We start from the raw sequence: 23,070 nt of genomic DNA, 5'->3' as shown, positions 1-23,070 counted from the left end.
AGTGCACGCATGAATCAACCTTCCCTGATCAAGGCGTTCGCCGCCGCCCTCTTCGCCACCCTGCTGGCGGGCTGCTCCACGATGCCCGCCCCCGAGCTGAGCCGGCAGGGCGACCGTGCTGCCGTGGCCGGTGCCGGCCACGCGAGTGCGGCAGGCCCCGTGGTGGCCGAGGAACTGGCCGCGGCCGACGCCGGACTGCCGCAGGCGCAGATCCGCCGCGGCAGCGGGCAGACGATCAACAGCGCGGTGGCCGCTTCGACGCCGCCCAACCTCGTCGGCACCACCGGCGAAACCACCTTCAACTTCGAAGGTGAATCGCTGCAGGCGGTGATCAAGGCGATCCTCGGCGACATGCTGGGCCAGAACTACGTCATCGCGCCGGGCGTGCAGGGCACGGTGACCTACGTGACCTCCAAGCCGGTCAGCCCGGCCGAGGCGCTGAGCCTGCTGGAGATGGTGCTGGGCTGGAACAACGCCCGCATGATCTACAGCGACGGCCGCTACAACATCGTGCCGGCCGACACCGCGATGGCCACCGGCGCGGTGGCGCCGCGCACCGGTTCGCCGGTCAATGCGCGCGGGTTCGAGTCGCGGGTGGTGCAGCTGCAGTACATCTCGGCTACCGAGATGGAGAAGATCCTCAAGCCCTACGCGCGTCCGAATTCCATCGTCAACGTCGATCCGGGCCGCAACGTCATCACCGTCGCCGGCAGCCGCACCGAACTCGAGAACTACCTGCGCACGATCCGGATCTTCGACGTCGACTGGATGTCGAGCATGTCGGTGGGCGTGTTCCCGCTGCAGAACGGCAAGGCCAGCAAGGTGGTGCAGGATCTGGAGAAGGTGTTCGGCGAGCAGAGCAAGACGCCGGTCGCCGGCATGTTCCGCTTCATGCCGCTGGAAGGCGCCAATGCGGTGCTGGTGATCACCCCGCAGGCCAGCTACCTCGACCAGATCCAGCAGTGGCTCGAGCGCATCGACGGCGCCGGCGCCGGGGTGCAGCTGTTCTCGTATGAGCTCAAGTACATCAAGGCCAAGGACTTGGCCGACCGCCTGTCCGAGGTGTTCGGCGGCGGCAGCAGTGGTGGCGGCCGGAGCACCGGTGGCGACGGCAATGTTTCGCTGATGCCCGGTTCCGACGCCTACTCCATCAGCGGTTCGGGCAGCGGCGACAGGAACGGCGATTCGCTGGGCGCAGGCGACGTTGGCAGCATGGGGGGCGACAGCGGGGGCGCGGGCGGTGGCCTGGGCGAAGGTTCGCTGCGCCTCAATCCGCGCCAGGGTGGCAACGGCAGCGTGACGCTGGAAGTCGAGGGCGACCGCGTCGGCGTGTCGGCGGTCGACGAGACCAACACCCTGCTGGTGCGCACGACGTCGCGCGCGTGGAAGTCGATCCGCGACGTGGTCGAGCGTCTCGACGTGATGCCGATGCAGGTGCACATCGAAGCGCAGATCGCCGAGGTCACGCTCACCGGAGATCTCAAGTACGGCGTCAACTGGTACTTCGAACGGGCGGTGACCGACGCCGGCCTGCCCAATGCCGTGGGTCGTGACACCTGGAGCACCATTGCCGGCAGCGTGTTGCCCGCCACCACCACGGGAGGCGGACTGAGCTGGACCTTCCTTGGCCGCAATGCAGCCGCGGTGATCAATGCGCTTGACGAGGTGACCGACGTGCAGATCCTGCAGTCGCCTTCGGTGATGGTGCGGAACAACGCCGAGGCCACGTTCAATGTGGGCAGCAAGATCCCGATTTCCTCGGTTTCATTCGATCCCGGCACCGGCAGCACCGGCGTCTACAACAACGTGCAGTACATGGAAACGGGCACCATCCTCAACGTGCGCCCCCGCGTGACCAAGGACGGCATGGTGTTCCTCGACATCGTGCAGGAGGTCAGCACGCCGGGCAACGTGCCGGACAAGAACGGCAACGTGCGCGTCGACACCCGCAAGCTCAAGACGGAGGCCGCGGTACGCAGCGGCGACACCGTGATGCTCGCGGGCCTGATTCGCGACGAAGTAGGGCGCGGCTCCAGTGGTTTCCCCGGCCTCAGCCGGATCCCGATCATTGGTGGCCTGTTCGGCCAGCAGAAGTCGAGTACGGGCCGAAGCGAGGTCATCATCCTGCTGACGCCCGTCATCATCCGCAGCGCAGAGGAAGCCGCCGACCTGACCGACGAATACAGCCGTCGCTTCCGCGCCATGGAACCGTTGAACCCGAAACGGAAGAAGTGATGCACGCGCGGGGCGCCGCATGACGGAACTGCCGGTCGTGCTGCTCCCGGTCGGCGTCGACGACGACGCCCTCGATGCCTGCCTGGCCGCGCTGGATGCCGGCACGCCCGCGGGCACGCGGGTGTGGCTGGCCGACGATGGGCAGTCGGGGCCGCGCGGCTACGCGATCATCGAGCGCTGGATCGCGCGCACGCCGCTGCGCGCCGACTACACGCGGCGCCCGCGGTCGATCGGCCAGGTCGCGCACCTGGACGAGATGCTCCAGGCCTGCGGCGACGCCGACGTGATCGTGCTGGCACCCGATGCGATCCCCGCACCGGGCTGGGCGGTGCAGCTGGCCGCCTGCTTCGCGAGGGATGCCGCCATCGCCACCGCCACGCCCTGGTGCAATGCCGGCGAAGCCGCCGCGTGGCCGCGCTGCGGCGAGGTCATGGCGATTCCCGCCGACCTCGGGCGCGTGGCGCGGGCGGCGGCGTCGATGCCGCCGCGGCACCCGGAGCTGCCGGCTGCGGTCGACCACGCGGTGATCCTGCGCGGCAGCGCGCGGCGAAAGGCCGGCGGACTCGACGCCGCGAGCTACGCGTCGTGGTACGCGGCGCTGATCGACCTGTCGCTGCGGCTGTCGGGCCTGGGCTGGCGCAACGCGCTGTGTGAAACCGCCTTCGTCGCGCGCGGCGGCGAAGGCGGTCCCGCCGACGGCGACCTCGACGTGCTGGCCGCGCGCTGGCCGGCGTGGCATGCGCGGCTGGCGAACTTCCTGATGCACGATCCGCTGGCCGCGATGCGCGAAGCGCTGTCGCAGCGCGAGCGGGAAGTGGATGCGCCGGCGGCACAGCGCGACCTGTTCTCCGCGCAGGACGAGGACGATGACGCGGGTGGTGCGGATGGCGTCGAAACCGGCGTCGAGCCGTCGGCCGGCGACGAAGGAAGTCCCGGCGAGGCTCCAACCGATGAACCGCCGGCATCGGACGAAGCGGGCGCAGTCGAAGCCTCGCAGCGCGCCGGAGGCCGCTAGCATGGGCGCGTCGAGCATGACCGGCGAGCCGATGGCGGAATCGATCGAAGGACTGACGGGCGACGGCACCGCCGCGGTCGTCGTCACCCACGAGAGTGCCGCCACGATCGATGACTGCCTGTCGCGCCTGCGCGCGGCGGCCGGTGTCTCGCAGGTCCGCGTCGTCGACAACGGTTCGCGTGACGACACGCTGGCGATCGTGCAGCGCCACGCCGCCGCCGATCCGCGCGTGCATTTCATCGGCAACCCCGACAACCCCGGTTTTGCCGTTGCCTGCAACCAGGGCGCACGCGACAGCGACGCGCCGTGGCTGGCCTTCGTCAACCCCGACTGCCTGGTGGAACCGGACGCGCTTGCGCGCCTGCTCGCGCATGCCCGGGCATGCGAAGGCGAGGTGCTGCTCGGTGCCGATCTGGTCGATCCGTCAGGCGTGCGCGACGGTGCCGCGCGGCGCAACGATCCCGACTTCGGCGCGATGCTGCGCGGCCCGCTGCGCTCCGGCAGCGGCCGGCCGCTCGACGTGGCGGCGGACGACACGCGTGCGCTGCAGGAAGTCGAGGCGATCTCCGGCGCGCTGATGCTGCTGCCGCGCGTGCTGTTCGAGCGGATCGATGGTTTCGACGAAGGCTACCGCCTGCACGTCGAGGACCTCGACCTGTGCCGGCGTGCGCGGATCGCGGGCGCGACCGTCGCCGTGGCCAACGACGTGCGCGTGGTGCACGTGCGCGGCGTGTCCAGCCGATCGCGGCCAGGATTTTCGGAGTGGCACAAGCATCGCGGGCTTTGGCGCTACTTCCGCAGGTTCGAGGCGCCGCGCCGCAACGTTGCCGTTCGCGCTGGCGTCTGGCTGGCGATCTGGCTGCATTGGACGTCGCGGTTTCCGGCTATCCTGGCCGCGAACCTCCGGACCGGTGCGTCGTGATCGTTCAGTCTTTGCTCGACACCGACCTGTACAAGTTCACGATGATGCAGGCGGTGCTGCACCAGCACCCGGCGGCGCACGCGAAGTACCGCTTCAGATGCCGCACGCCGGGCATCGACCTGGCAAGGCACGTCGACGAGATCCGCGCGGAGATCGACGCGTTGTGCACGCTGCGCCTGCAAGCCGGCGAACTCGCCTGGCTGCGCGGGCTGCGCTACTTCAAGCCGGACTTCGTGGACTTCCTCGGCCTGTTCCATCTCGATGCGAAGCGTGTCGTACTCCAGCCGTCGAACGAGATGCCGGGCGAGATCGTGCTGGAGGTCGAGGGGCCGTGGCTGCACACGATCCTGTTCGAGGTACCGTTGCTGGCGATCGTCAACGAAGTCTGGTTCCGCCACCAGTCGCCCGCCGACGAAGCCGAGGGATTGCGCCGGCTCGACGCCAAGATCGCGCGGCTGCGCGCCGAGCCCGCCTGCACGATCAGTGACTTCGGCACCCGGCGGCGCTATTCGCGCGACTGGCAGGCGCGGATCCTGCCGTTGCTGCGCGATGCGCTCGGTCCGCAATTCGCCGGGACCAGCAACGTCTTGTTCGCGCGCGAGTTCGACCTTGTCCCGCATGGGACGATGGCGCACGAGTTCCTGCAGGCTTTCCAGGCGCTGGGGCCACGGCTGGTGGATTCGCAGAAGGCCGCATTCGAGGCGTGGGCGCAGGAGTACCGCGGCGATCTCGGCGTGGCGCTGTCGGACGTGGTCGGGATCGAGGCCTTCCTGCGTGATTTCGACCTGTACTTCTGCAAGCTGTTCGACGGCATCCGCCATGATTCCGGCGATCCGTTCGCCTGGGGCGAGCGGGTGATCGCGCACCTGCAGTCGCTGCGGATCGACCCGCGTGCCAAGACCCTGGTGTTCAGCGACAGCCTGGACATCGACAAGGTACTGCTCCTGCATGCGCATTTCCGCAATCGCTGCAAGGTCGCCTTCGGCATCGGGACCAACCTGACCAACGACCTTGGCCCGACGCCGCTGAACATCGTGATGAAGATGGTCCGCTGCAACGGCCAGCCGGTGGCCAAAGTGAGCGATTCGCCGGGGAAGGGAATGTGCGACGACCCCGGTTATCTGGCATACCTGCGACAGGTGTTCGGGCTGCCGGTCGAAGGCGGCTAGGACGCGGGAAGGCGGGCCTGCAGGAGCGGCTTTGGCCGCGAGTTCCCGGGCGAGGGTCCGGGTGAACCGGGAAGCGCTTCATTCTGGGGAAGCAACTTCAGTCGCGGTTTTCGACTGGCCGAGGTTCCTGACGGAAGCTCGCGGCTGAAGCCGCCGCCAGCAAAGGCCTGGTGATCAACGGTGGCGGTTGATCTCGTCGCGCAGCGACTTCGCAGCTGACATTGCGGCTTCGGCGTAATCGTCGCCCGATGAGGCATACAGGATCGCGCGCGAGGAACTGACCAGCAGGCCGGCGCCGTCCGCGGCAAGGCCGTTGTTCACCACGGCCGCGACGTCGCCGCCCTGGGTGCCGACGCCGGGGATCAGCAGCGGCATGTCGCCGACGATCGCGCGTACTTCGCGCAACTGCTCCGGCCATGTCGCGCCGACGACCAGCGCGCAGTTGCCGTGGCCGTTCCAGTCGCGGGCGACGCGTTCGGCAACGTGCTGGTAGAGCGGACGGCCGTCGACCAGCAGGTCCTGGAAGTCGCCTGCACCGGGATTGGAGGTGTGGCACAGGATCACCACGCCCCTGTCGGTGCGGTCGAGGAAGGGCTGCACCGAGTCGCGGCCAAGGTATGGATTGGCGGTGACGGCGTCGGCGCGGAAGCGGTCGAACGCTTCGGCGGCGTAGCGCTGCGCGGTGCTGCCGATGTCGCCGCGCTTGGCGTCGAGGATCACCGGAATGTCGGGATGCGCCGCATGGATATGTGCGACCAGCCGATCGAGCGCGTCCTCGGCGCCGCGCGCGGCGAAGTGCGCAATCTGCGGCTTGAACGCACAGGCGTACTGCGCCGTCGCATCCACGATGTCCCGGCAGAACGCGAACACCGCGTCGGTGTCGCCCGCGAACCGGGCCGGGAACTTCGCCGGCTCCGGATCCAGGCCCACGCACACCAGCGACCCGGATGTCGCCCATCGCTGCCTGAGTGAGTGTATGAAGCTCATCGTGGGGTCTTGTTCCGGGTCGGTGACGGACGCGCCGGTCGCGGTTACTTCAGCGCCTTGAAGCGCAGGCGCTTCGGGCCGGCATCGTCGCCCATGCGACGCTTCTTGTCTTCCTCGTACTCGCGGTAGTTGCCCTGGAAGAACTCCACGTGCGAGTCGCCCTCGAAGGCGAGGATGTGGGTGGCGATGCGGTCCAGGAACCAGCGGTCATGCGAGATCACGAACGTGTTGCCCGGGAACTCCAGCAGCGCGTCCTCGAGCGCGCGCAGGGTTTCGATGTCGAGGTCGTTGGACGGTTCGTCGAGCAGCAGCACGTTGCCGCCCTGCAGCAGGGTCTTGGCCAGGTGCAGGCGGCCGCGCTCGCCGCCGGACAGCGTGCCGACCATCTTCTGCTGGTCCTGGCCCTTGAAGTTGAAGCGGCCAATGTAGGCGCGCGACTGGATCTCGATGCCGTTGATGTTGAGGATGTCCGCGCCGCCGCTGACTTCCTGGAAGACGTTGTGGTTGCCTTCCAGCTTGTCGCGGCTCTGGTCGACGTAGGCAATGTTGACCGTCGGGCCCATCTCGATCGTGCCCGAGTCCGGCTTTTCCTGGCCGGTGATCATCTTGAACAGGGTCGACTTGCCGGCGCCGTTGGGGCCGATGATGCCGATGATCGCGCCCGGCGGCACGATGAAGCTCAGGTCATCGATCAGCAGGCGGTCGCCGAAGCTCTTGGAGACGTTCTTGAACTCCATCACCTTGCTGCCCAGGCGCTCGCCCGGCGGGATGAAAATCTCGTTGGTTTCCTGGCGCTTCTGGTAGTCGACCGACTGCAGTTCCTCGATCCGCGCCAGTCGCGCCTTGCCCTTGGAGCGGCCGCCCTTGGCGTTGCTGCGGGCCCACTCGAGTTCCTTCTGGATCGCCTTCTGGCGCGCCTTCTCGGACGACTCTTCCTGCTTCAGGCGCGCATCCTTCTGCATCAGCCACTCGGTGTAGTTGCCCTTCCACGGGATGCCGCGGCCGCGGTCGAGCTCGAGGATCCACTCGGCGGCGTTGTCGAGGAAGTAGCGGTCATGGGTAACGGCCACCACGGTGCCGGTGTAGCGGGCGAGGAACTGCTCCAGCCACTCGACCGATTCGGCGTCCAGGTGGTTGGTCGGCTCGTCGAGCAGCAGCATGTCCGGCTTCTGCAGCAGCAGGCGGCACAGCGCGACGCGGCGCTTCTCGCCGCCGGAGAGCTTGCCGATCACCGCGTCCCACGGCGGCAGGCGCAGGGCGTCGGCGGCCACTTCCAGCTGGTTCTCAAGCGTATGCGCGTCGCCGGCGGCGAGGATCGCCTCCAGCCGCTCCTGCTCCTTGGCCAGCTTGTCGAAATCGGCGCCTTCCTCGGCGTAGGCGGCGTAGACCTGTTCCAGCGCGGCCTGGGCCTGCAGCACTTCGCCCACGCCTTCCTCCACCGCCTCGCGCACGGTTTTTTCCGGGTCCAGCTGCGGCTCCTGGGCCAGATAGCCGACCTTGATCCCGGCCTGCGGCCGCGCCTCGCCCGAGAAATCGGTGTCCACGCCGGCCATGATCTTGAGCACCGTCGACTTGCCCGCGCCGTTCAGGCCCAGCAGGCCGATCTTGGCGCCCGGGAAGAACGACAGCGAGATGTCCTTGATGATCTGGCGCTTCGGCGGCACGGTCTTGCTGACGCCGTTCATGGTGTAGATGTATTGCGACATGGGGGCTCCGGGTGAGACAGGCCGCACCCGCGCGGTTCGCGCTGGCGGGAAGAAAATCGGGGATACCGGGAATTATACCGGGCTGGTGCCGCCGCCGGGCTGGTGAGCCCGGCTTGCCGGTCGCTGAACACGGACCCCGCGCAACCGCTGCGGGTAGACGGGATTCAGCCTCGGTCGTCCATGCTCACGCCATGCAAACAACCGTGGAGGATCGCCGCATGCATGCCCCGCTGAAACTCGCAGCCCTGCTGCTCGCCCTGGCCGCCATCGCGATGCCTGCATCCGCGGCAGGCCGTGACCACGACCGTGGCCACCGCGACCGCGACCACCACGGCCAGTACGACCGCTACCGTGGCGATCGGCACGACCGCGACCGCTACGACCGCCGCGCCGATCGCCGTGGTTACCGACATGACCGCCGCCACGATCGTCGCGTCGTCTATTACCCGGCGCCACGCGTGATCCATCGCGACCGCTACTACGCTCCGCGACCGGTCGTCGTCCACCGCGGCCCGCCGCGCTGGGCGCGCGGCCACCGCTATTACGACCCCGGCTACGGCCGCACCTACGTGGTCAACGACTACTACGGCTATGGCCTGCGCCAGCCACCGCGGGGACACTACTGGCGTCGCAGCGATGCCGGCGACTTCCTGCTGGTGGCGGTGGCCACCGGGATCATCACCGACCTGATCCTGCACCGCTGAGGGTGGTGGGTCCGACCCGAGGGCGCGCCGACTGGCGCGCCCTTTTTCGTCGGAAGCCCTTCCCGGGAAGGGCTTTGCGGGAACGACCACGCACGGTCGCGATCGGAGGCTGGGCGCTCCACGGCCACCATGGCCGCACCCGCGGGGGCGCGGGCTACAATTGGCAGGTTCCCGCCCCCATCCGGAGTGACGATGTTTCCGCGCGATGCCCGTATCGAAGGCTACGATCCCGAACTGGCCGCGGCGATCGCGTCCGAGAACCGCCGCCAGGAAGACCACGTCGAGCTGATTGCGTCTGAAAACTACGCCAGCCCGCGGGTGATGGAGGCCCAGGGCAGCCAGCTGACCAACAAGTACGCCGAAGGCTATCCGGGCAAGCGCTACTACGGCGGTTGCGAATACGTCGACGTCGCCGAGCAGTTGGCGATCGACCGTGTCAAGCAGCTGTTCGGCGCCGACTACGCCAACGTGCAGCCGCACTCCGGCTCGCAGGCCAACCAGGCCGTCTACTTGGCGCTGCTGCAGCCGGGCGACACGATCCTGGGCATGTCGCTGGCACACGGCGGGCATCTCACCCACGGCGCGAAGCCCAACGTCAGCGGCAAGCTGTTCAATGCCGTGCAGTACGGCGTGAACGACCAGGGCCTGATCGACTATGACGAAGTCGAGCGCCTCGCACTCGAGCACAAGCCGAAGATGGTCGTGGCCGGCTTCTCGGCCTATTCGCAGGTGGTCGACTGGGCGCGCTTCCGCGCCATCGCCGACAAGATCGGCGCGTACCTGTTCGTCGACATGGCCCACGTCGCCGGGCTGGTGGCTGCGGGCGTCTATCCCAACCCGGTGCCGCACGCGCACGTGGTGACCTCCACCACCCACAAGACACTGCGCGGCCCGCGTGGCGGCATCATCGTCGCCAGCCGAGCGGCGATGGGCGATGCGGCCGACGAGATCGAGAAGAAGCTGCAGTCGATCGTGTTCCCCGGCATCCAGGGCGGCCCGCTGATGCATGTGATCGCGGCCAAGGCGGTCGCGTTCAAGGAAGCGCTGGAACCGGAGTTCAAGGCCTACCAGGCGCAGGTGGTGAAAAACGCCCAGGCGATGGCGAAGGTGATCATCGACCGCGGTTACCGGATCGTCTCCGGCGGCACCGAAAACCACCTGATGCTGGTCGACATGATCGGCAAGGGCATCACCGGCAAGGACGCGGAAGCCGCGCTGGGCGAGGCGCACATCACTGTCAACAAGAACGCGGTGCCCAACGACCCGCAGAAGCCCTTCGTCACCTCGGGCCTGCGCATCGGCACCCCGGCGGTGACCACGCGCGGTTACAAGGAGCCCGACTGCGTCGCGCTGGCCCACTGGATCTGCGACGTGCTGGACAACCCGAAGGACGACAAGGTCATCGCCGGCGTGCGCGAAAACGTGACCAGACAGTGCGCGCAGTTCCCGGTGTATGGCTGAGAAGCCGGGATTGGGAATTGGGGATTGGGGATTCGCAAGAGCCCTGGCCGCCGCATCTCCGAATCCCGAATCCCCAATCCCCAATCCCGTCACCTGATGCACTGCCCCTTCTGCCAGCACTCGGATACCCGCGTCATCGACTCGCGCGTCAGCGAGGACGGTGCGACGATCCGGCGCCGGCGCGAGTGCGAGGCCTGCGGCGAGCGCTTCAGCACGCTTGAAACCATCGAGCTGAAGCTGCCGGCGATCATCAAGTCCGACGGCCGCCGCGACGGCTTCGACGCACGCAAGCTGCGCCAGAGCTTCGACCGCGCGCTGCACAAGCGCCCGGTGTCGGAGGAGCAGATCGAGGCCGCGGTGCGCGCGGTGATCCACCAGCTGCGCATGACCACCGAACGCGAGCTGGGATCGCGCCGCGTCGGCGAATTCGTGATGGCCGAACTGCGCAAGCTCGACCACGTCGGCTACGTGCGCTTCGCCTCGGTGTACCGCTCGTTCGAGGATGTGGCCGATTTCCGCGAAGAGCTCGACCGGCTTGAGCGCGACCTGCCGGGCGAAGGCCAGCTGCCGCTGCTCGGCGCCGAGGTGGTGCCGTTCGACAAGCACGCGGACAAGGGCAAGAAGCGCTGAGCGTGCGAGCCGGGTTCTTGCCACGGATCAACGCGGATGAGCGCGGATCGGGAAGCAGCGAAGCGGTTGTGAAGCGCGGCGAGGATCGCAGGGCTGGATGGTCCCTTCTGCAACCGGTTGTCGTTGATTCGCGCCAACGCGCTCGCCGGTCCCCGCGAGGCGACGGCTGGCAGCCGCCCGTCCACCGTCGGGTCCGTGTCCACACCGATTCGCTCGCGTTGATCCGCGGCAAGGGATCCTGCCCGCGCTACCCACCATCACCATTGGAGCGGCAATGAGCGATTTCACTGCAACCGACCACGCCATGATGGCCATCGCGCTGCGGCTGGCCGAGCGCGGCGCCTACACCACCCGTCCGAATCCGATGGTCGGCTGCGTGATCGCGCAAGGCGACCAGGTGGTGGGCGAGGGCTGGCACCAGCGCAAGGGCGGGCCGCATGCGGAGGTGTTCGCGCTGCAGCAGGCCGGCGAGCGTGCGAAAGGCGCGACCGCCTATGTCACCCTGGAACCCTGCGCACATACCGGCAGCACCGGGCCTTGCGCCGATGCGCTGGTGGCCGCCGGCGTGACGCGCGTGGTGGCGGCGATGCGCGATCCGTTTGAGGCGGTCGACGGCAAGGGTTTCGAGCGCCTGCGCGCGGCCGGGATCGCGGTCGAGTCCGGGCTGATGGAAACGCAGGCGCGCGCGCTCAACCGCGGCTTCCTGTCGCGACTGCAGCGCGGCCGGCCGTGGCTGCGCATCAAGTTCGGCAGCAGCCTCGACGGCCGCACCGCGATGGCCAACGGCGATTCGAAGTGGATCACCGGACCCGCTGCGCGCGCCGACGTGATGCGCTGGCGTGCGCGCAGCGGGGCGATCCTGACCGGCTCGGGCACGGTGCTCGCGGACGATCCGCAGCTCACCGTGCGCTTCCACGACGACACCGAATTCGCCGCGCCGCTGCGCGTGGTGCTGGACACCGGGCTGGCCACCATCGCCCGCGGCAAGGTCCGCGAGGGCGATGCGCCGACGCTGTACCTGCACGCGCCGGACGCCAAGCCGCCGCGCGAGTTCTCCGCGGAGCGCGCATCGGTGCCGCTGCGCGATGGCGAACTGGACCTGCAGGCGGTGCTGGCGCTGCTGGCTGCGCGCGGGATCAACGAAGTGCAGGTCGAAACCGGCGCGACGCTGGCGGGTGCGTTCGTCAAGGCGGGGCTGGTCGACGAACTGCTGGTCTACATGGCCCCGGTGCTGCTGGGCGAACGCGCGCGCCCGCTGTTCGACGGACTGCGCATCGACCAGATGGCGCAGCGGCTGCAGCTGCAACTGGTGGAAACCCGCCACGTCGGCGACGACCTGCGCCTGCTGTTGCGGCCGCAGCAGCTTCTGTAGGAGCGGCTTCAGCCGCGAGCTTCTGCCCCTCCCTTGCGAAGGCAGGGCGGGGTAAAAGTCCAGGAGCTCGCGGCTTCCGCCGTTCCTGCGGAAAGCCGTATGTATCGATGGACCTTAGGGGCTGCGCCCCCGGCGGCTCTCCGATCCGCACACGGCGCCAATAACAGACGCCCCGCAGGAGCGCCCCATGGGCGCGATGGCTTTCCCGACGAAGCCCATCGCGCCCATGGGGCGCTCCTGCGGGCAGGATGCTGCGTTCGGCGGGCTGCCCGCATCCCGATGCTAGAATCGCCACGCCGGATTTCCCGGCGATGCACCAGAACCAGACGTCTTCAGGGCGGGGCGAAATTCCCCACCGGCGGTAGGCGCGGCGCTTCCCAGGAGGCCACGCGCGAGCCCGCGAGCGCTTCGATGGCATGCGAGTTCCTCGCGGAGGCCAGCACCTCACGTTGGTGGTGCAGGCTTCGATGCCCTCGAAGGCCAGCAGATCCGGTCCGATGCCGGAGCCGACGGTTGGAGGCCGCAAGCTTCCTCACAGTCCGGATGAAAGAAGACAGCGGCGCGCGGCCCCGGGGCCGCGTGCTGCCGCATGCCCCGGGACGTTTTTCATTGCCCAGCGCGAGGAAAACGTTTCATGTTCACAGGACTCATCGAAGGTGTCGGCCGGTTGGCCTCGCGCGAACCGCGCGGCGGCGACGCGCGGCTGCGGATCGACGTCGGCACGCTGCCGTTCACCGGCGTCGCACTGGGTGAAAGCATCAGCGTCAACGGCTGCTGCCTGACCGTGATTGCGTTCGACGAGGCGCATTTCGATGTCGACGCATCGACCGAAACGCTGGCACTGACGACGCTCGGCGCCCTGCCGGTCGGCGCGCCATTGAACCTGGAGCGCGCGATGCGCCCGGATGACCGCCTGGGCGGGCACCTCGTCAGCGGCCACGTCGACGGCATGGGGCGCGTGCGCAGCATCGCCATTGATGCGCGCGCGCAGCGCTGGGCCCTTGATGCGCCGGCGCCGCTGCGCAGGTACATCGCGCAGAAGGGTTCGATCTGCGTCGACGGCGTCAGCCTCACCGTCAACGCGGTCGACGACGCGGGTTTCGAAGTCGCGCTGATCCCGCACACCGTCGCGCACACCGCCTTCGCGCAGACGAAGGTCGGTGACGCGGTCAACCTGGAGATCGACCTGGTCGCACGCTACGTCGAGCGGCTGCTGTCGTCGGGCCTGCCGTCATCGGGCATGCCGTCGTCGACGACATCTTCAACCGGAGCAGGCGCATGAGCTTCGCCCCGATCCCGGAACTGCTGGAAGAACTGCGCGCCGGGCGCATGGTGGTCGTGGTCGACGACGAGGACCGCGAGAACGAGGGCGACCTGATCATGGCCGCCGAGCTGGTCAAGCCGTCGGATATCAATTTCATGGTCACCCACGCGCGCGGACTGGTGTGCCTGTCGCTGACCCGCGAGCGCTGCGCCCAGCTCGGGCTGCCGCCGATGGTGCGCGACAACACCTCGTCGCACCACACCAACTTCACCGTCAGCATCGAGGCCGCCGAGGGCGTCACCACCGGCATCTCGGCATACGACCGCGCGCACACCATCCGCACCGCGGTGCGCCCGGACGCGCAGCCGCGCGACCTTGCCCAGCCCGGCCACATCTTTCCGCTTGCCGCGCAGCCCGGCGGCGTGCTCAGCCGCGCCGGCCACACCGAGGCGGCCGCGGACCTGGCGATGCTCGCCGGGCTGGAACCGGCCGGCGTGCTGGTCGAGATCCTCAACGCCGACGGCAGCATGGCGCGGCGGCCGCAGCTTGAAACGTTTGCGCGCGAGCACGGCCTGAAGATCGGCTCGATCGAGGACCTGATCCGCCATCGCCTCGAAACCGAGCACACGGTCGAGCGCGTCGATGCGCGCGAGATCGACACCGAGCACGGCGCGTTCCGGCTGCACACCTATCGCGACCGGCTGAGCCACACGCTGCACTTCGCCCTGCTGCGTGGCGAGCCGGACCCGGCCACGCCGACCCTGGTCCGCGTGCACATGCACAACCGGCTCGCCGACGGGCTGCACTGGCGGCGCGCGGACTTCGGTCCGCTGGTCGGCGACGTGCTGGCGATGATCGATCGCGAAGGGCGCGGCGCGCTGGTGTTGCTCGGCGAACCGCATCGCAGCGAAGCCGAGCAGACCGAAGCGCTGCTGGCGCGCATCCGCGAGCAGCCGCAGGCGCAGCCCGCGCGCGCCGGCGCGCTCGCCGAATGGCGCCGCAACGGTGCCGGCAGCCAGATCCTCGCCGACCTCGGCCTGGGCAAGCTGCGCGTGCTGGGCACGCCACGCAAGCAGGTCGGCCTGGCCGGCTACGGCCTGGAAGTCGTCGAATACGTCGATACGTAGGCCAGGGCTGCGCGCCCGACGCACGTCCTCTCCGGACGCGGTGCCCCCACCCGCAGGCGGCGGGGTAAACTGTCGCCCCTTCATCGCAAGCGCCCCACATGACCCACTACGAAGGCGACCTGCGCGCGCCCGACGGCGCGCGTTTCGCGATCATCGCCAGCCGCTGGAACCCTCGCATCAGCGACACGCTGGTCGCCGGCGCGCGCGCGACCTTCGCCGCCCACGGCATCGCCGAGGACGCGGTCGACGTGGTGCGCGTGCCGGGCGCGTGGGAGATCCCCGCGGTCGCCGCGCGCATTGCCGCCGGCGGCGCGCATGCCGGCATCATCGCGCTGGGCTGCGTGATCCGCGGCGACACCCGCCACTTCGAGCACGTCGCCGACCGCTGCGCCGACGGCCTGATGCGCGCGGCGCTGGACCACGGCGTGCCGGTCGCCAACGGCGTGCTCGCGGTCGACGACCAGCAAGACGCCGAGCGCCGCGCCGGCGGCAGCCACGGCAACAAGGGCGAGGAATGCGCGCTGGTCGCGATCGAGATGGCGAGCCTGATGGAGAAGCTGCCGTGAGCGGCCATCCGCATCGCCGCCGCGACGGCATCGATCCGGTTGCCCGCTCGCGCTCGCGCCGGCGCGCGCTGCAGGCGGTGTACGCCATGCAGCTGTCGGGCGCGAACGCGAAGAACGCGATCGCCCAGTTCGCGCACGAACAGGCGCACGAAGTCGCCGACCTCGAGTATTTCGAGGACCTGGTGAGCGGGGTCGAGAAGCATCGGCGGGAGCTCGACGCCGCGCTGCAGCCGTTCCTGGACCGCGGCATCGAGGAAGTGGACCCGATCGAGCGCGCCATGCTGCGGATCTCGGCCTACGAACTGCTGCACCGCCTCGATGTGCCGTACCGCGTGATCATCGACGAGGCGCTCAAGGCGGTGAAGCGCTTCGGCTCCGAGCACGGGCACACCTACGTCAACGGCGTGCTCGACCACGCCGCCGCGGACTGGCGCGCGCTGGAAATGCAGGCCGCGCGGGACCGGTGAGCGGTGACCGCGCGCTGCCGCGAATGCAAGCAGCGTGAGGCGGTCCCCGGCGCCGCCCATCCGCTGCTGATGCTGCCGCTGCGCCTGTTCGGCCTGCGAGCCGACCGCGACGCCTGGTGCTGCGGCTGCGCACACGTCGTCAATGGCTCCGGCATCATGGTCTGGACGGTGCTGGTGGCCGCGACGCTGTGGCTCCTGCATCGGCTCGCCTGACACGCATGCCCAGCGAATTCGCCCTGATCGATGCCATCGCCCGCCGCGCCGCCGCGCGCGCCGACGTGGTGCTGGGCATCGGCGACGACGCCGCGATCCTCGCCATGCCCGAGGGCCGGCAATTGGTCGTGGCGATGGACACGCTCAATGCCGGCGTGCATTTTCCCGACGACACCGCGCCGGCCGACATCGGCTGGAAGGCATTGGCGGTGAACCTGTCCGATCTCGCGGCGATGGGCGCGCAGCCGGCGTGGTGCACCTTGTCGCTGTCGCTGCCGGACTCCGATGCGGGCTGGGTCGACGGCTTCCTCAACGGTTTCCTCGCGCTCGCCGCGCTGCACGACGTCGCCCTGGTCGGCGGCGACACCACGCGCGGGCCGCTGTCGGTCTGCGTGACCGCGCACGGCTTCGTCGCGCCCGACGGCGCGTTGCGGCGCGACGGTGCGCGTGTCGGCGACGACGTCTGGGTGACCGGCGCGCTGGGCGATGCCGCGGCCGCGCTGGTGCAGTGGCGCCGCGGCGGCGATCGCGACCCGGCGCTGCGCGCGCGGCTCGAGCGCCCGGCGCCGCGGGTTGCCGCCGGCGTCGCGCTGGCACCGCTCGCGAACGCGGCGATCGACGTGTCCGACGGTCTGTTGGCCGACATCGGCCACGTCTGTGCGGCCAGCGGCGTGGGTGCGCAGGTCGAACTCGACGCGCTGCCGACGTCGCCCGCGCTGGCCGCTGCGTTCGACCACGTCCGGCGCCGCGCCCTGCAGTGCAGCGGCGGCGACGATTACGAGCTGTGCTTCACCGCTGCGCGCCGGCATCGCGAGGCGCTGCTGGCCATCGTCGGCAACGGCGACTTGGAGATGACGCGCATCGGCCGCATCGTGCCTGGCAGCGGGGTGGTCGCGTTCGACGGCGACGGCAATCCGTGGCAGCCGCCGCAGCGCGGCTTCGATCATTTCGCGGGCTGATGGATTTCAGCGAAACCGTCATCCACGCGCAGTTGGAAGGCGCTATTTCCTGCAGGAGCGGCTTCAGCCGCGAGCTTTCGGTATTGCTCTTGCAGGAGCAGCGAAAGCCGCGATGCCCTGCCGGCGAACGCGTCGCGGCTTCCGCCGCTTCTACGCCCGTGGTGCCCCTGCAAGCACCTCGCGCACCCGCTCGCGCAGCGTCGGCAGCACTTCGCCTTCGAACCACGGGTTGGCCTTGAACCAGCCGACGTTGCGCGGGCTGGGATGCGGCAGCGGCAGCAGCGTCGGCATGAACTCGTGCCATGCGCGCACCGTTTCGGTGAGGCTGGGCTTGCGCCGCTTGCCGAGGAAGTACGCCTGCGCGTACTGGCCGACCAGCAGCGTCAGCCGCACCTCCGGCAGCAGCGGCAGCAGGCGCGGATGCCAGGTGGCGCGGCACTCGGGGCGCGGCGGCGCGTCGCCGGAACCGGCCTTGCCCGGATAGCAGAAGCCCATCGGCACGATGGCGACCTTGCTCGCGTCGTAGAAGGTGGCGTCGTCCATCCGCAGCCAGTCGCGCAGGCGCCGGCCGCTGGGGTCGTTCCACGGGATGCCGGTTTCGTGCACGCGCACGCCGGGCGCCTGCGAGGCGATCAGGATGCGCGCCGTGGCGCCGGCCTGCAGAACGGGGCGCGGTCCCAGCGGCAGGTGCGCCTCGCAGATGCGGCAGGCGCGGATGTCGCGCAGCAGCCCGTCCAGCCCGCTGCTCACGGCGGCAGCACTTTCCCGGGGTTGAGGATGCCGTCGGGATCGAACGCGGCCTTCACCGCGCGCATCGCCGCCAGCGTCGGCGCGTCGAACGCCTCGACCATGAAATCGCGCTTGGCCACACCGATGCCGTGCTCGCCCGACAGCGTGCCGCCGAGTGACAGCGTCAGCGCGAACAGCCGCGGCAGCGCGGCATGCACGCGCGCGGACTGCGCCGGATCATCCGGGTCGAACAGGATGTTGGCGTGCAGGTTGCCGTTGCCGGCGTGGCCGAAGGCGACGATGGGCAGCGTGAACTCTTGCGCCAGCGCTTCGATGCCTGCGACCAGCGCCGGGATGCGCGAGACCGGCACCACCACGTCTTCGTTGATCTTGCCCGCGGCGATCGTGCGCAGCGCGGGCGACAGCGCCTTGCGCGCGGCCCAGAGCGCCTCGTTCGCGGCCGGGTCGGTGGCCGTGGCGAGGTCGCGCAGGCCGTCGCCGCGCGCGGCGCGCTCCAGCGCGGCGACGACGTGCGGCAGGGTTTCATGGTCGCCGTCGGCCTCGATCATCAGCAGCGCACCGGCGTCGGCGATGTCGGCGCCGCCGACCTCGCGGACCAGCGCGATGCAGGCCGCATCCATGAATTCGAGCATCGATGGCGTCGCCGGCTGCGCCATGATCCGCGCCACCGCGGCGCCGGCGCTGGCGACGTCCGCGTACGACGCGCGCAAGCTGGCGCGCTGCGTCGGAAGCGGCGCGAGTTTCAGCGTCGCCTCGACGACCAGCGCCAGCGTGCCTTCGCTGCCGACCAGCAGCTGCGCGAGGTTGTAACCGGTCGCGTCCTTGGTGGTGTTGCTGCCGACGCGGATCACCTCGCCGCGGCCGGTGACGGCCACCAGGCCGAGCACGTTGTCGCGCGTGGCGCCGTACTTCACCGCGTGCGGGCCGCCGGCGTTGCAGGCGAGGTTGCCGCCGACCGTGCACTGGTCGGCGCTGGCCGGGTCGGGCGGCCAGAACAGGCCGTGCGGGGCCAGTGCGCGCTGCAGGTCGCCGTTGAGTACGCCTGGCTCGACCTGGGCCTGCCGGTCGTCGGGACGGATCTCGAGCACGCGCGCCATGCGTTCGAACGACACCACCACGCCGCCGGCGTACGGAATCGCCGCGCCGGTGCTGCTGGTGCCGGCGCCGCGGGCGACGATCGGCACGCGGTGCTCGCGGCAGGCGCGGACGATGGCGACCACGTCGTCGACGCTGCGCGGCCGCGCCACCGCGGCCGGCATGGCCCAGCGTTTCGAGCTGTCCTCGCCGTAACCGCGCAGGTCCCCACCCACCTGCCAGCCGTCGCCCAGCCGCGCGCGCAGCGCGGCGTCGAGCGGGGCGGGAAGCGGGGCATCCATGCGCGTCATTGTAGGCGCCGGCGCACGGGATTCCTTCGCCGTGGATACTCGCCGCGCGCCTCGAAACCCGCTCGCGGACGCCGCACCCGCTCAGTCGTCGGCGCGGAAGGCGTCGCGCAGCCAGTTGAACGCCGGCTGCGCGGGATCGCCGTTGGCATCGACCACATCAAACCGGCACGGCGCATCCGAAAATGCGCGGTGCGCGGCGAGGAACGCCTGCGCCGCCTTCACCAGCTTGCGGCGCTTGCCGGCGTCCACCGACGCCGCGCCGCCGCCGAAGCTCGCATCGCGGCGATAGCGCACCTCGACGAACACCAAGGTGTCGCGGTCGAGCATCACCAGGTCGAGCTCGCCGAAGCGGTAGTTGGCGTTGGCCGCCACCGCGCGCAGCCCCTGGTCGAGCAGGAATTCGCGCGCCTTGGCTTCGACGCCCGCGCCGCGCGCGCGGGTATCCGTCAACCGCCGCTGCCCAGCGAGACCACGTAGCCGTTGCTGAAGGTCGACCACAGCGGCGTGCGCAACACGTTGCCCTCGGGGCTGATGCGCAGCACGCCGGTCGCGCCCTGCACGCTGCCGTCGGCGGTCAGTGCGAGGTGTTCGAGGTAGGCGGTCAGCAGCCAGGCATCGAAGCCGAAGGCGAACAGCTTCGCCGCCGGGCCGCGCGCGCTGGGCAGCGACTTCTGGGTCTCGGCCGCGTTCGGCAGGCCGTTCACCTGCACCAGTCCCCAGCGCTCGGCGGGGAACTTGATCCCGTCGAGGACGCGGTCCTCCTCGGCCTTGCCGGTGCCCGACAGCAGTTGCGACGTGGCCACGCGCGGCCTGGCAGACAGCCCGGCAGCGGCCAGCTGCGGCGCGATCGAGCGCGCCTGGTTGCCGCGCAGGGCGATGAAGACCGCATCGACGCCCGGGCCGGTCGCCGCCGACTGCAGCAGCGGCAGCAGGTCGGGGCGTTCGCCGGTCACCGCCAGCACCTGCATCTCGCCACCGCGGGCCGCCAGCTGGCGGCCGAATGCCTCGGTGCTGCGCCGCGCGTGGTCGTCGCCGGCGCTGAGCACCAGCACCCGCTTCGCGCCGATCGAGGCGATGTAATCGGCGGCGCTGCTGCCCTCGTCCTCCGGGGCCAGCGAGAAGCTGGCGCTGTTGACCGGCGGTGCGACAACGCCGTGGTTCAGTGCCAGCACCGGCACGCCGGGCTGCACGCTGCGGAACACCGCGTCGACGCCGTCGCGGCCGAGTGGCCCGAGCACCTGGTCGGCGCCGTCGGCCACGGCCTTGTTGTATGCGGCGATCGCGCCGCCGCTGCTGTTGGCGGTGTCGTAGAAGCGGATTTCCGGACGCCGCCGATGCTCGCCGTAGTAGCCGGCGAGCAATCCGTCGCGCACCGACGCGGCGGCGGTGGCCAGCTCGCCGCTCAGCGGCAGCAGCACGGCCAGCTTCGTCGGTGGCCGGTAGCCGTCGCGCTCGGCGGGCGGCCGGCTGGCGGCGTCGAACTGCCAGTGCGCGTTGCGCTGGCTGGTGTCCTGGGGCACTTCGGCCGACGGCACTCCGGAGGGCGTGACCTGCACCGTCGAGCAGCCGGCGACGAACGCCGCGAGCAGCGCGGTGGCGAAGATCCATTTCGATGAACGACGCATATGCCGACCTGGAAGCGGGAACGGCTAGGATTCTACCGTTCCGTGCGTGTTGCCGGGGCCGGGCGCCGGTGCGGCGTTCGTCGATGGCCGGCGTGGCCTCCGGCCGCCGCGACAGCCGAGGAGAGCGATGTCCACCCGCGATCACGTTCAGGTTTCGGTCCCTTCCAGCGGTGGCGCCAGCGGCACGCTGCACGTCGTCGCCACCCCGATCGGCAACCTCGCCGACCTGTCCCCGCGCGCGCTGGAGACCCTGCGCGCGGTGGCGGCGATCTGCGCCGAGGACACCCGCCACACCCGCCAGTTGCTGGCGCACTTCGGGATCGAGCGGCCGCTGGTCGCGCTGCATGAACACAACGAAGACGAAGTCGCCGGCGGATTGGTGGCGCGGCTGCTGGGCGGGGAATCGCTGGCGCTGGTGTCGGATGCGGGCACGCCGCTGGTCAGCGATCCCGGCTTCCGCCTGGTGCGCGCGGCGCGCGCAGCCGGCGTGCGGGTCAGCCCGGTGCCGGGCGCCAGCGCGCTGGTGACGGCGCTGAGCGTGGCGGGGCTGCCGAGCGACCGGTTCGTGTTCGAAGGCTTCCTGCCGGCGAAGGCGGGCGCCCGCCGCGCGCGGCTGGCCGCGCTGGCCGGCGAACCGCGCACGCTGCTGTTCTATGAGTCCTCGCACCGCATCGAGGACACGCTGGCGGACTGCGTCGTCGCGTTTGGCGGCGACCGGCCCGCAGTGGTCGCACGCGAGCTGACCAAGCTGTTCGAGACCGTGCTCGACGGCACGCTGGCCGACCTCCACGCCCGCGTCGCGGCCGACGCCAACCAGCGCAAGGGCGAGTTCGTGCTGCTGGTGCAGGGGGCAGGCGAGGATGCGGATGCGCGCATCGCCGAGGGCCGGCGCATGTACGCGAAGCTGTGTGAACACCTGCCGCCGTCGACCGCGGCGAAGCTGGCCGCCGAGATCACCGGCGCGCCGCGGAAGGCCTTGTACGGGCATTAGGGTGCCGATGATTCGGTCGGCAACGTCAAAAGCGCTTTGCGCCGTGACGGCGCGAAGCCACCTTTCTTTGCTTGTGCAAAGAAACCCGGCGCAAAGAAAGCACACTCTGCCTGCGCGCCCGACGCTGCGCGTCGGGTTCGCGGAGCCGGCGGGAATTTTCGGAAGGGGCATCCTGCCCCGTCCGGAAACGCCGCACATCCCTGTGCGGCGCCCTGCGGTTTTACCCGCCGTCTCCGCCGCTACGGATGGGCCCCGGAAGGGCCGAGGGCAACCGCACGGGCGCCTGGCACGCTGTCTGGATCGGCATGCCTCGATTTGACTGGCCATGCGGCCGCCCAACTCCTGTCGCGGGCCGCGCCGCACAACACCATGTGATGCCATGGGAAAACAACGCTGCTGCGGGCGGGATCCGAAGGGCATGGCGATCGCGACCGGTATCGGGGCGCGCGGCGTGCGACAATCCGCATCGGCGGAGTCGGCCAGGCAGTCGCGTCATTCGAAAGAATGCCGAGGAAAGTCCGGGCTCCACAGGGCACGGTGCCAGGTAACGCCTGGGCGGCGCGAGCCGACGGAAAGTGCAACAGAAAGATACCGCCGAACGCTCCTGCCGCTCCGGGGCACTTGCCGGACGAATGTCCGGCAAAGTGTTCCCGGACCGCCGAAAGGCGGAGGCAGGAGGCGTGGCAAGGGTGAAATGGTGCGGTAAGAGCGCACCGCGAGCCTGGTAACAGGCCGGCACGGCAAACCCCACCGGGAGCAAGGCCAAATAGGGACCTCATGACGTTGCCCGCGTCGGGTCCGGGTAGGCTGCTTGAGCGTAACGGTGACGTTGCGCCTAGAGGAATGACTGTCCAAGACAGGACCCGGCTTATCGGCCGGCTCCGCCCCCAGAAAATCGAAATGCCCGAAGCCCGTGAATCATCGGATCGCGTCGTGGCCTTCGAGGCGTTTCCCGCACAGCACGAACGCTCCTCCCCCGCTTGCGGGGGGGGGGGGGTGGGGGCGACGCAGCGACACGGCATCCGAAGCCAACGCCACGACAGCCAGAACTCCCCTGGCGTCTCCCGCACGACACAAGCGGGACTCCCGCTCCGCGCACCCTTGTAGGCGGCTTCGGCCGTGAGCTTTCCTCCCAAGGCGAACGGCAGGCGCGGGGTGGCGGGGGCATAGTCGCGACCCACGACACCGCGCCGCCCCCGGCTCTTGTACGAGCGGCTTCAGCCGCGAGCTTCTTACATTGATTCCCGTAGGAGCGGCGGAAGCCGCGATGCTTCACCGGGAAAGTCATCGCGGCTTCCGCCGCTCCTACGACAGCGGAAAGCGAAAGCTCGCGGCTCAAGCCGCTCCTACAGGAGTTGATGCGCATGCCGAGCAGTCGCAGTGGAACAACCAGGCCTTGCAGGTAATTTTTCTATAAAAAATAGAACAATGCGCACTCGGCCGTCCCCAGCGACGATCCGACGCCTGCGCCCTTCAGCAATGTCGAGACCACGTTCAGATTGAGACCAAACGCCCAATTCTC

The 23,070-nt window shown here is 69.7% G+C and carries 20 protein-coding genes, 1 other RNA gene, 1 pseudogene and 1 riboswitch; of the genes and pseudogenes, 16 read left to right on the top strand and 6 right to left on the bottom strand.

Going from position 1 to position 23,070, the window contains the following annotated elements; all coding sequences use genetic code 11:
- Positions 1–9: 9 nt before the first annotated feature.
- From gspD to pncB, 4 genes and pseudogenes are all read left to right on the top strand, one after another.
- Positions 10–2,235 (top strand): type II secretion system secretin GspD, encoded by a 2,226-nt coding sequence (gspD, locus tag H570_RS0111415; RefSeq protein WP_027080852.1) that lies wholly within the window; start codon positions 10–12, stop codon positions 2,233–2,235.
- A gap of 19 nt (positions 2,236–2,254) precedes the next feature.
- Positions 2,255–3,088: pseudogene (locus H570_RS17335) on the top strand (glycosyltransferase); the annotation flags it as partial.
- 214 nt (positions 3,089–3,302) lie between these two features.
- Entirely contained in the window at positions 3,303–4,172 is an 870-nt protein-coding gene (locus tag H570_RS0111405; RefSeq protein WP_036136215.1) for a glycosyltransferase family 2 protein, read from the top strand.
- Positions 4,169–5,341, top strand: coding sequence for a nicotinate phosphoribosyltransferase (pncB, locus tag H570_RS0111400; protein WP_027080850.1), 1,173 nt, complete (start codon positions 4,169–4,171; stop codon positions 5,339–5,341). Before H570_RS0111405 ends, pncB begins: the two co-directional genes overlap by 4 nt.
- A 174-nt stretch (positions 5,342–5,515) precedes the next feature.
- On the opposite strand, the gene pyrF is transcribed toward pncB, so the two are convergent.
- On the bottom strand, positions 5,516–6,328 hold the full coding sequence (pyrF, locus tag H570_RS0111395) for an orotidine-5'-phosphate decarboxylase (RefSeq protein WP_027080849.1): 813 nt from the start codon (positions 6,326–6,328) through the stop codon (positions 5,516–5,518).
- Between the two features lie 44 nt (positions 6,329–6,372).
- On the bottom strand, positions 6,373–8,034 hold the full coding sequence (gene ettA, locus H570_RS0111390) for an energy-dependent translational throttle protein EttA (RefSeq protein WP_027080848.1): 1,662 nt from the start codon (positions 8,032–8,034) through the stop codon (positions 6,373–6,375).
- Between the two features lie 218 nt (positions 8,035–8,252).
- Here ettA and H570_RS0111385 point away from each other — a divergent pair, with 218 nt between their 5' ends.
- The 10 genes from H570_RS0111385 (at position 8,253) to thiL (ending at position 16,797) form a co-directional block, all read left to right on the top strand.
- Positions 8,253–8,738, top strand: coding sequence for an RcnB family protein (locus H570_RS0111385; protein WP_027080847.1), 486 nt, complete (start codon positions 8,253–8,255; stop codon positions 8,736–8,738).
- Positions 8,739–8,930: 192 nt separating this feature from the next.
- Positions 8,931–10,199, top strand: a complete 1,269-nt coding sequence (glyA, locus tag H570_RS0111380; RefSeq protein WP_027080846.1) for a serine hydroxymethyltransferase — start codon at positions 8,931–8,933, stop codon at positions 10,197–10,199.
- A gap of 96 nt (positions 10,200–10,295) precedes the next feature.
- Entirely contained in the window at positions 10,296–10,829 is a 534-nt protein-coding gene (gene nrdR / locus H570_RS0111375) for a transcriptional regulator NrdR (protein WP_027080845.1), read from the top strand.
- Between the two features lie 274 nt (positions 10,830–11,103).
- Positions 11,104–12,201, top strand: a complete 1,098-nt coding sequence (ribD, locus tag H570_RS0111370; RefSeq protein WP_027080844.1) for a bifunctional diaminohydroxyphosphoribosylaminopyrimidine deaminase/5-amino-6-(5-phosphoribosylamino)uracil reductase RibD — start codon at positions 11,104–11,106, stop codon at positions 12,199–12,201.
- A gap of 324 nt (positions 12,202–12,525) precedes the next feature.
- Positions 12,526–12,760, top strand: a riboswitch (FMN riboswitch).
- A 75-nt stretch (positions 12,761–12,835) separates the two neighbouring features.
- The gene (locus H570_RS17330; protein WP_051176329.1) at positions 12,836–13,483 is read left to right on the top strand and encodes a riboflavin synthase; all 648 of its coding nucleotides are present in this window, start codon (positions 12,836–12,838) and stop codon (positions 13,481–13,483) included.
- Positions 13,480–14,592 (top strand): 3,4-dihydroxy-2-butanone-4-phosphate synthase, encoded by a 1,113-nt coding sequence (ribB, locus tag H570_RS0111360; RefSeq protein WP_027080843.1) that lies wholly within the window; start codon positions 13,480–13,482, stop codon positions 14,590–14,592. Before H570_RS17330 ends, ribB begins: the two co-directional genes overlap by 4 nt.
- Before the next feature lie 98 nt (positions 14,593–14,690).
- Positions 14,691–15,158, top strand: a complete 468-nt coding sequence (gene ribH, locus H570_RS0111355) for a 6,7-dimethyl-8-ribityllumazine synthase (protein WP_027080842.1) — start codon at positions 14,691–14,693, stop codon at positions 15,156–15,158.
- On the top strand, positions 15,107–15,625 hold the full coding sequence (gene nusB, locus H570_RS0111350) for a transcription antitermination factor NusB (RefSeq protein ID WP_051176328.1): 519 nt from the start codon (positions 15,107–15,109) through the stop codon (positions 15,623–15,625). The genes ribH and nusB overlap by 52 nt, the downstream gene beginning before the upstream one ends.
- Positions 15,626–15,628: 3 nt before the next feature.
- Complete coding sequence (locus tag H570_RS0111345) at positions 15,629–15,838, top strand: hypothetical protein (protein WP_027080840.1); 210 nt, start codon at positions 15,629–15,631, stop codon at positions 15,836–15,838.
- Positions 15,839–15,843: 5 nt separating this feature from the next.
- Positions 15,844–16,797: a thiamine-phosphate kinase gene (thiL, locus tag H570_RS0111340; protein WP_027080839.1), complete on the top strand. Its 954-nt coding sequence runs from the start codon at positions 15,844–15,846 to the stop codon at positions 16,795–16,797.
- A 150-nt stretch (positions 16,798–16,947) separates the two neighbouring features.
- Here thiL and H570_RS17325 read toward each other — a convergent pair whose 3' ends face one another.
- From H570_RS17325 to H570_RS17320, 4 genes are all read right to left on the bottom strand, one after another.
- Complete coding sequence (locus H570_RS17325) at positions 16,948–17,547, bottom strand: uracil-DNA glycosylase family protein (RefSeq protein ID WP_036136023.1); 600 nt, start codon at positions 17,545–17,547, stop codon at positions 16,948–16,950.
- Positions 17,544–18,923, bottom strand: coding sequence for an FAD-binding oxidoreductase (locus H570_RS0111330; protein WP_027080838.1), 1,380 nt, complete (start codon positions 18,921–18,923; stop codon positions 17,544–17,546). Before H570_RS0111330 ends, H570_RS17325 begins: the two co-directional genes overlap by 4 nt.
- A gap of 90 nt (positions 18,924–19,013) precedes the next feature.
- Positions 19,014–19,382, bottom strand: a complete 369-nt coding sequence (locus tag H570_RS18945; protein ID WP_027080837.1) for a YraN family protein — start codon at positions 19,380–19,382, stop codon at positions 19,014–19,016.
- Complete coding sequence (locus H570_RS17320) at positions 19,379–20,557, bottom strand: penicillin-binding protein activator (protein WP_051176327.1); 1,179 nt, start codon at positions 20,555–20,557, stop codon at positions 19,379–19,381. Before H570_RS17320 ends, H570_RS18945 begins: the two co-directional genes overlap by 4 nt.
- A gap of 127 nt (positions 20,558–20,684) precedes the next feature.
- On the opposite strand from H570_RS17320, the gene rsmI reads away from it, so the two are divergent.
- Complete coding sequence (rsmI, locus tag H570_RS0111315) at positions 20,685–21,548, top strand: 16S rRNA (cytidine(1402)-2'-O)-methyltransferase (RefSeq protein ID WP_051176326.1); 864 nt, start codon at positions 20,685–20,687, stop codon at positions 21,546–21,548.
- Positions 21,549–22,019: 471 nt separating this feature from the next.
- An RNA gene (gene rnpB, locus H570_RS18355) (RNase P RNA component class A) lies at positions 22,020–22,435 on the top strand.
- Positions 22,436–23,070: the final 635 nt, after the last annotated feature.

Origin of the sequence: Luteimonas mephitis DSM 12574, assembly GCF_000422305.1 — a bacterium.
GTDB lineage: Bacteria > Pseudomonadota > Gammaproteobacteria > Xanthomonadales > Xanthomonadaceae > Luteimonas > Luteimonas mephitis.
This window is presented reverse-complemented; position numbering and strand designations above follow the sequence as displayed.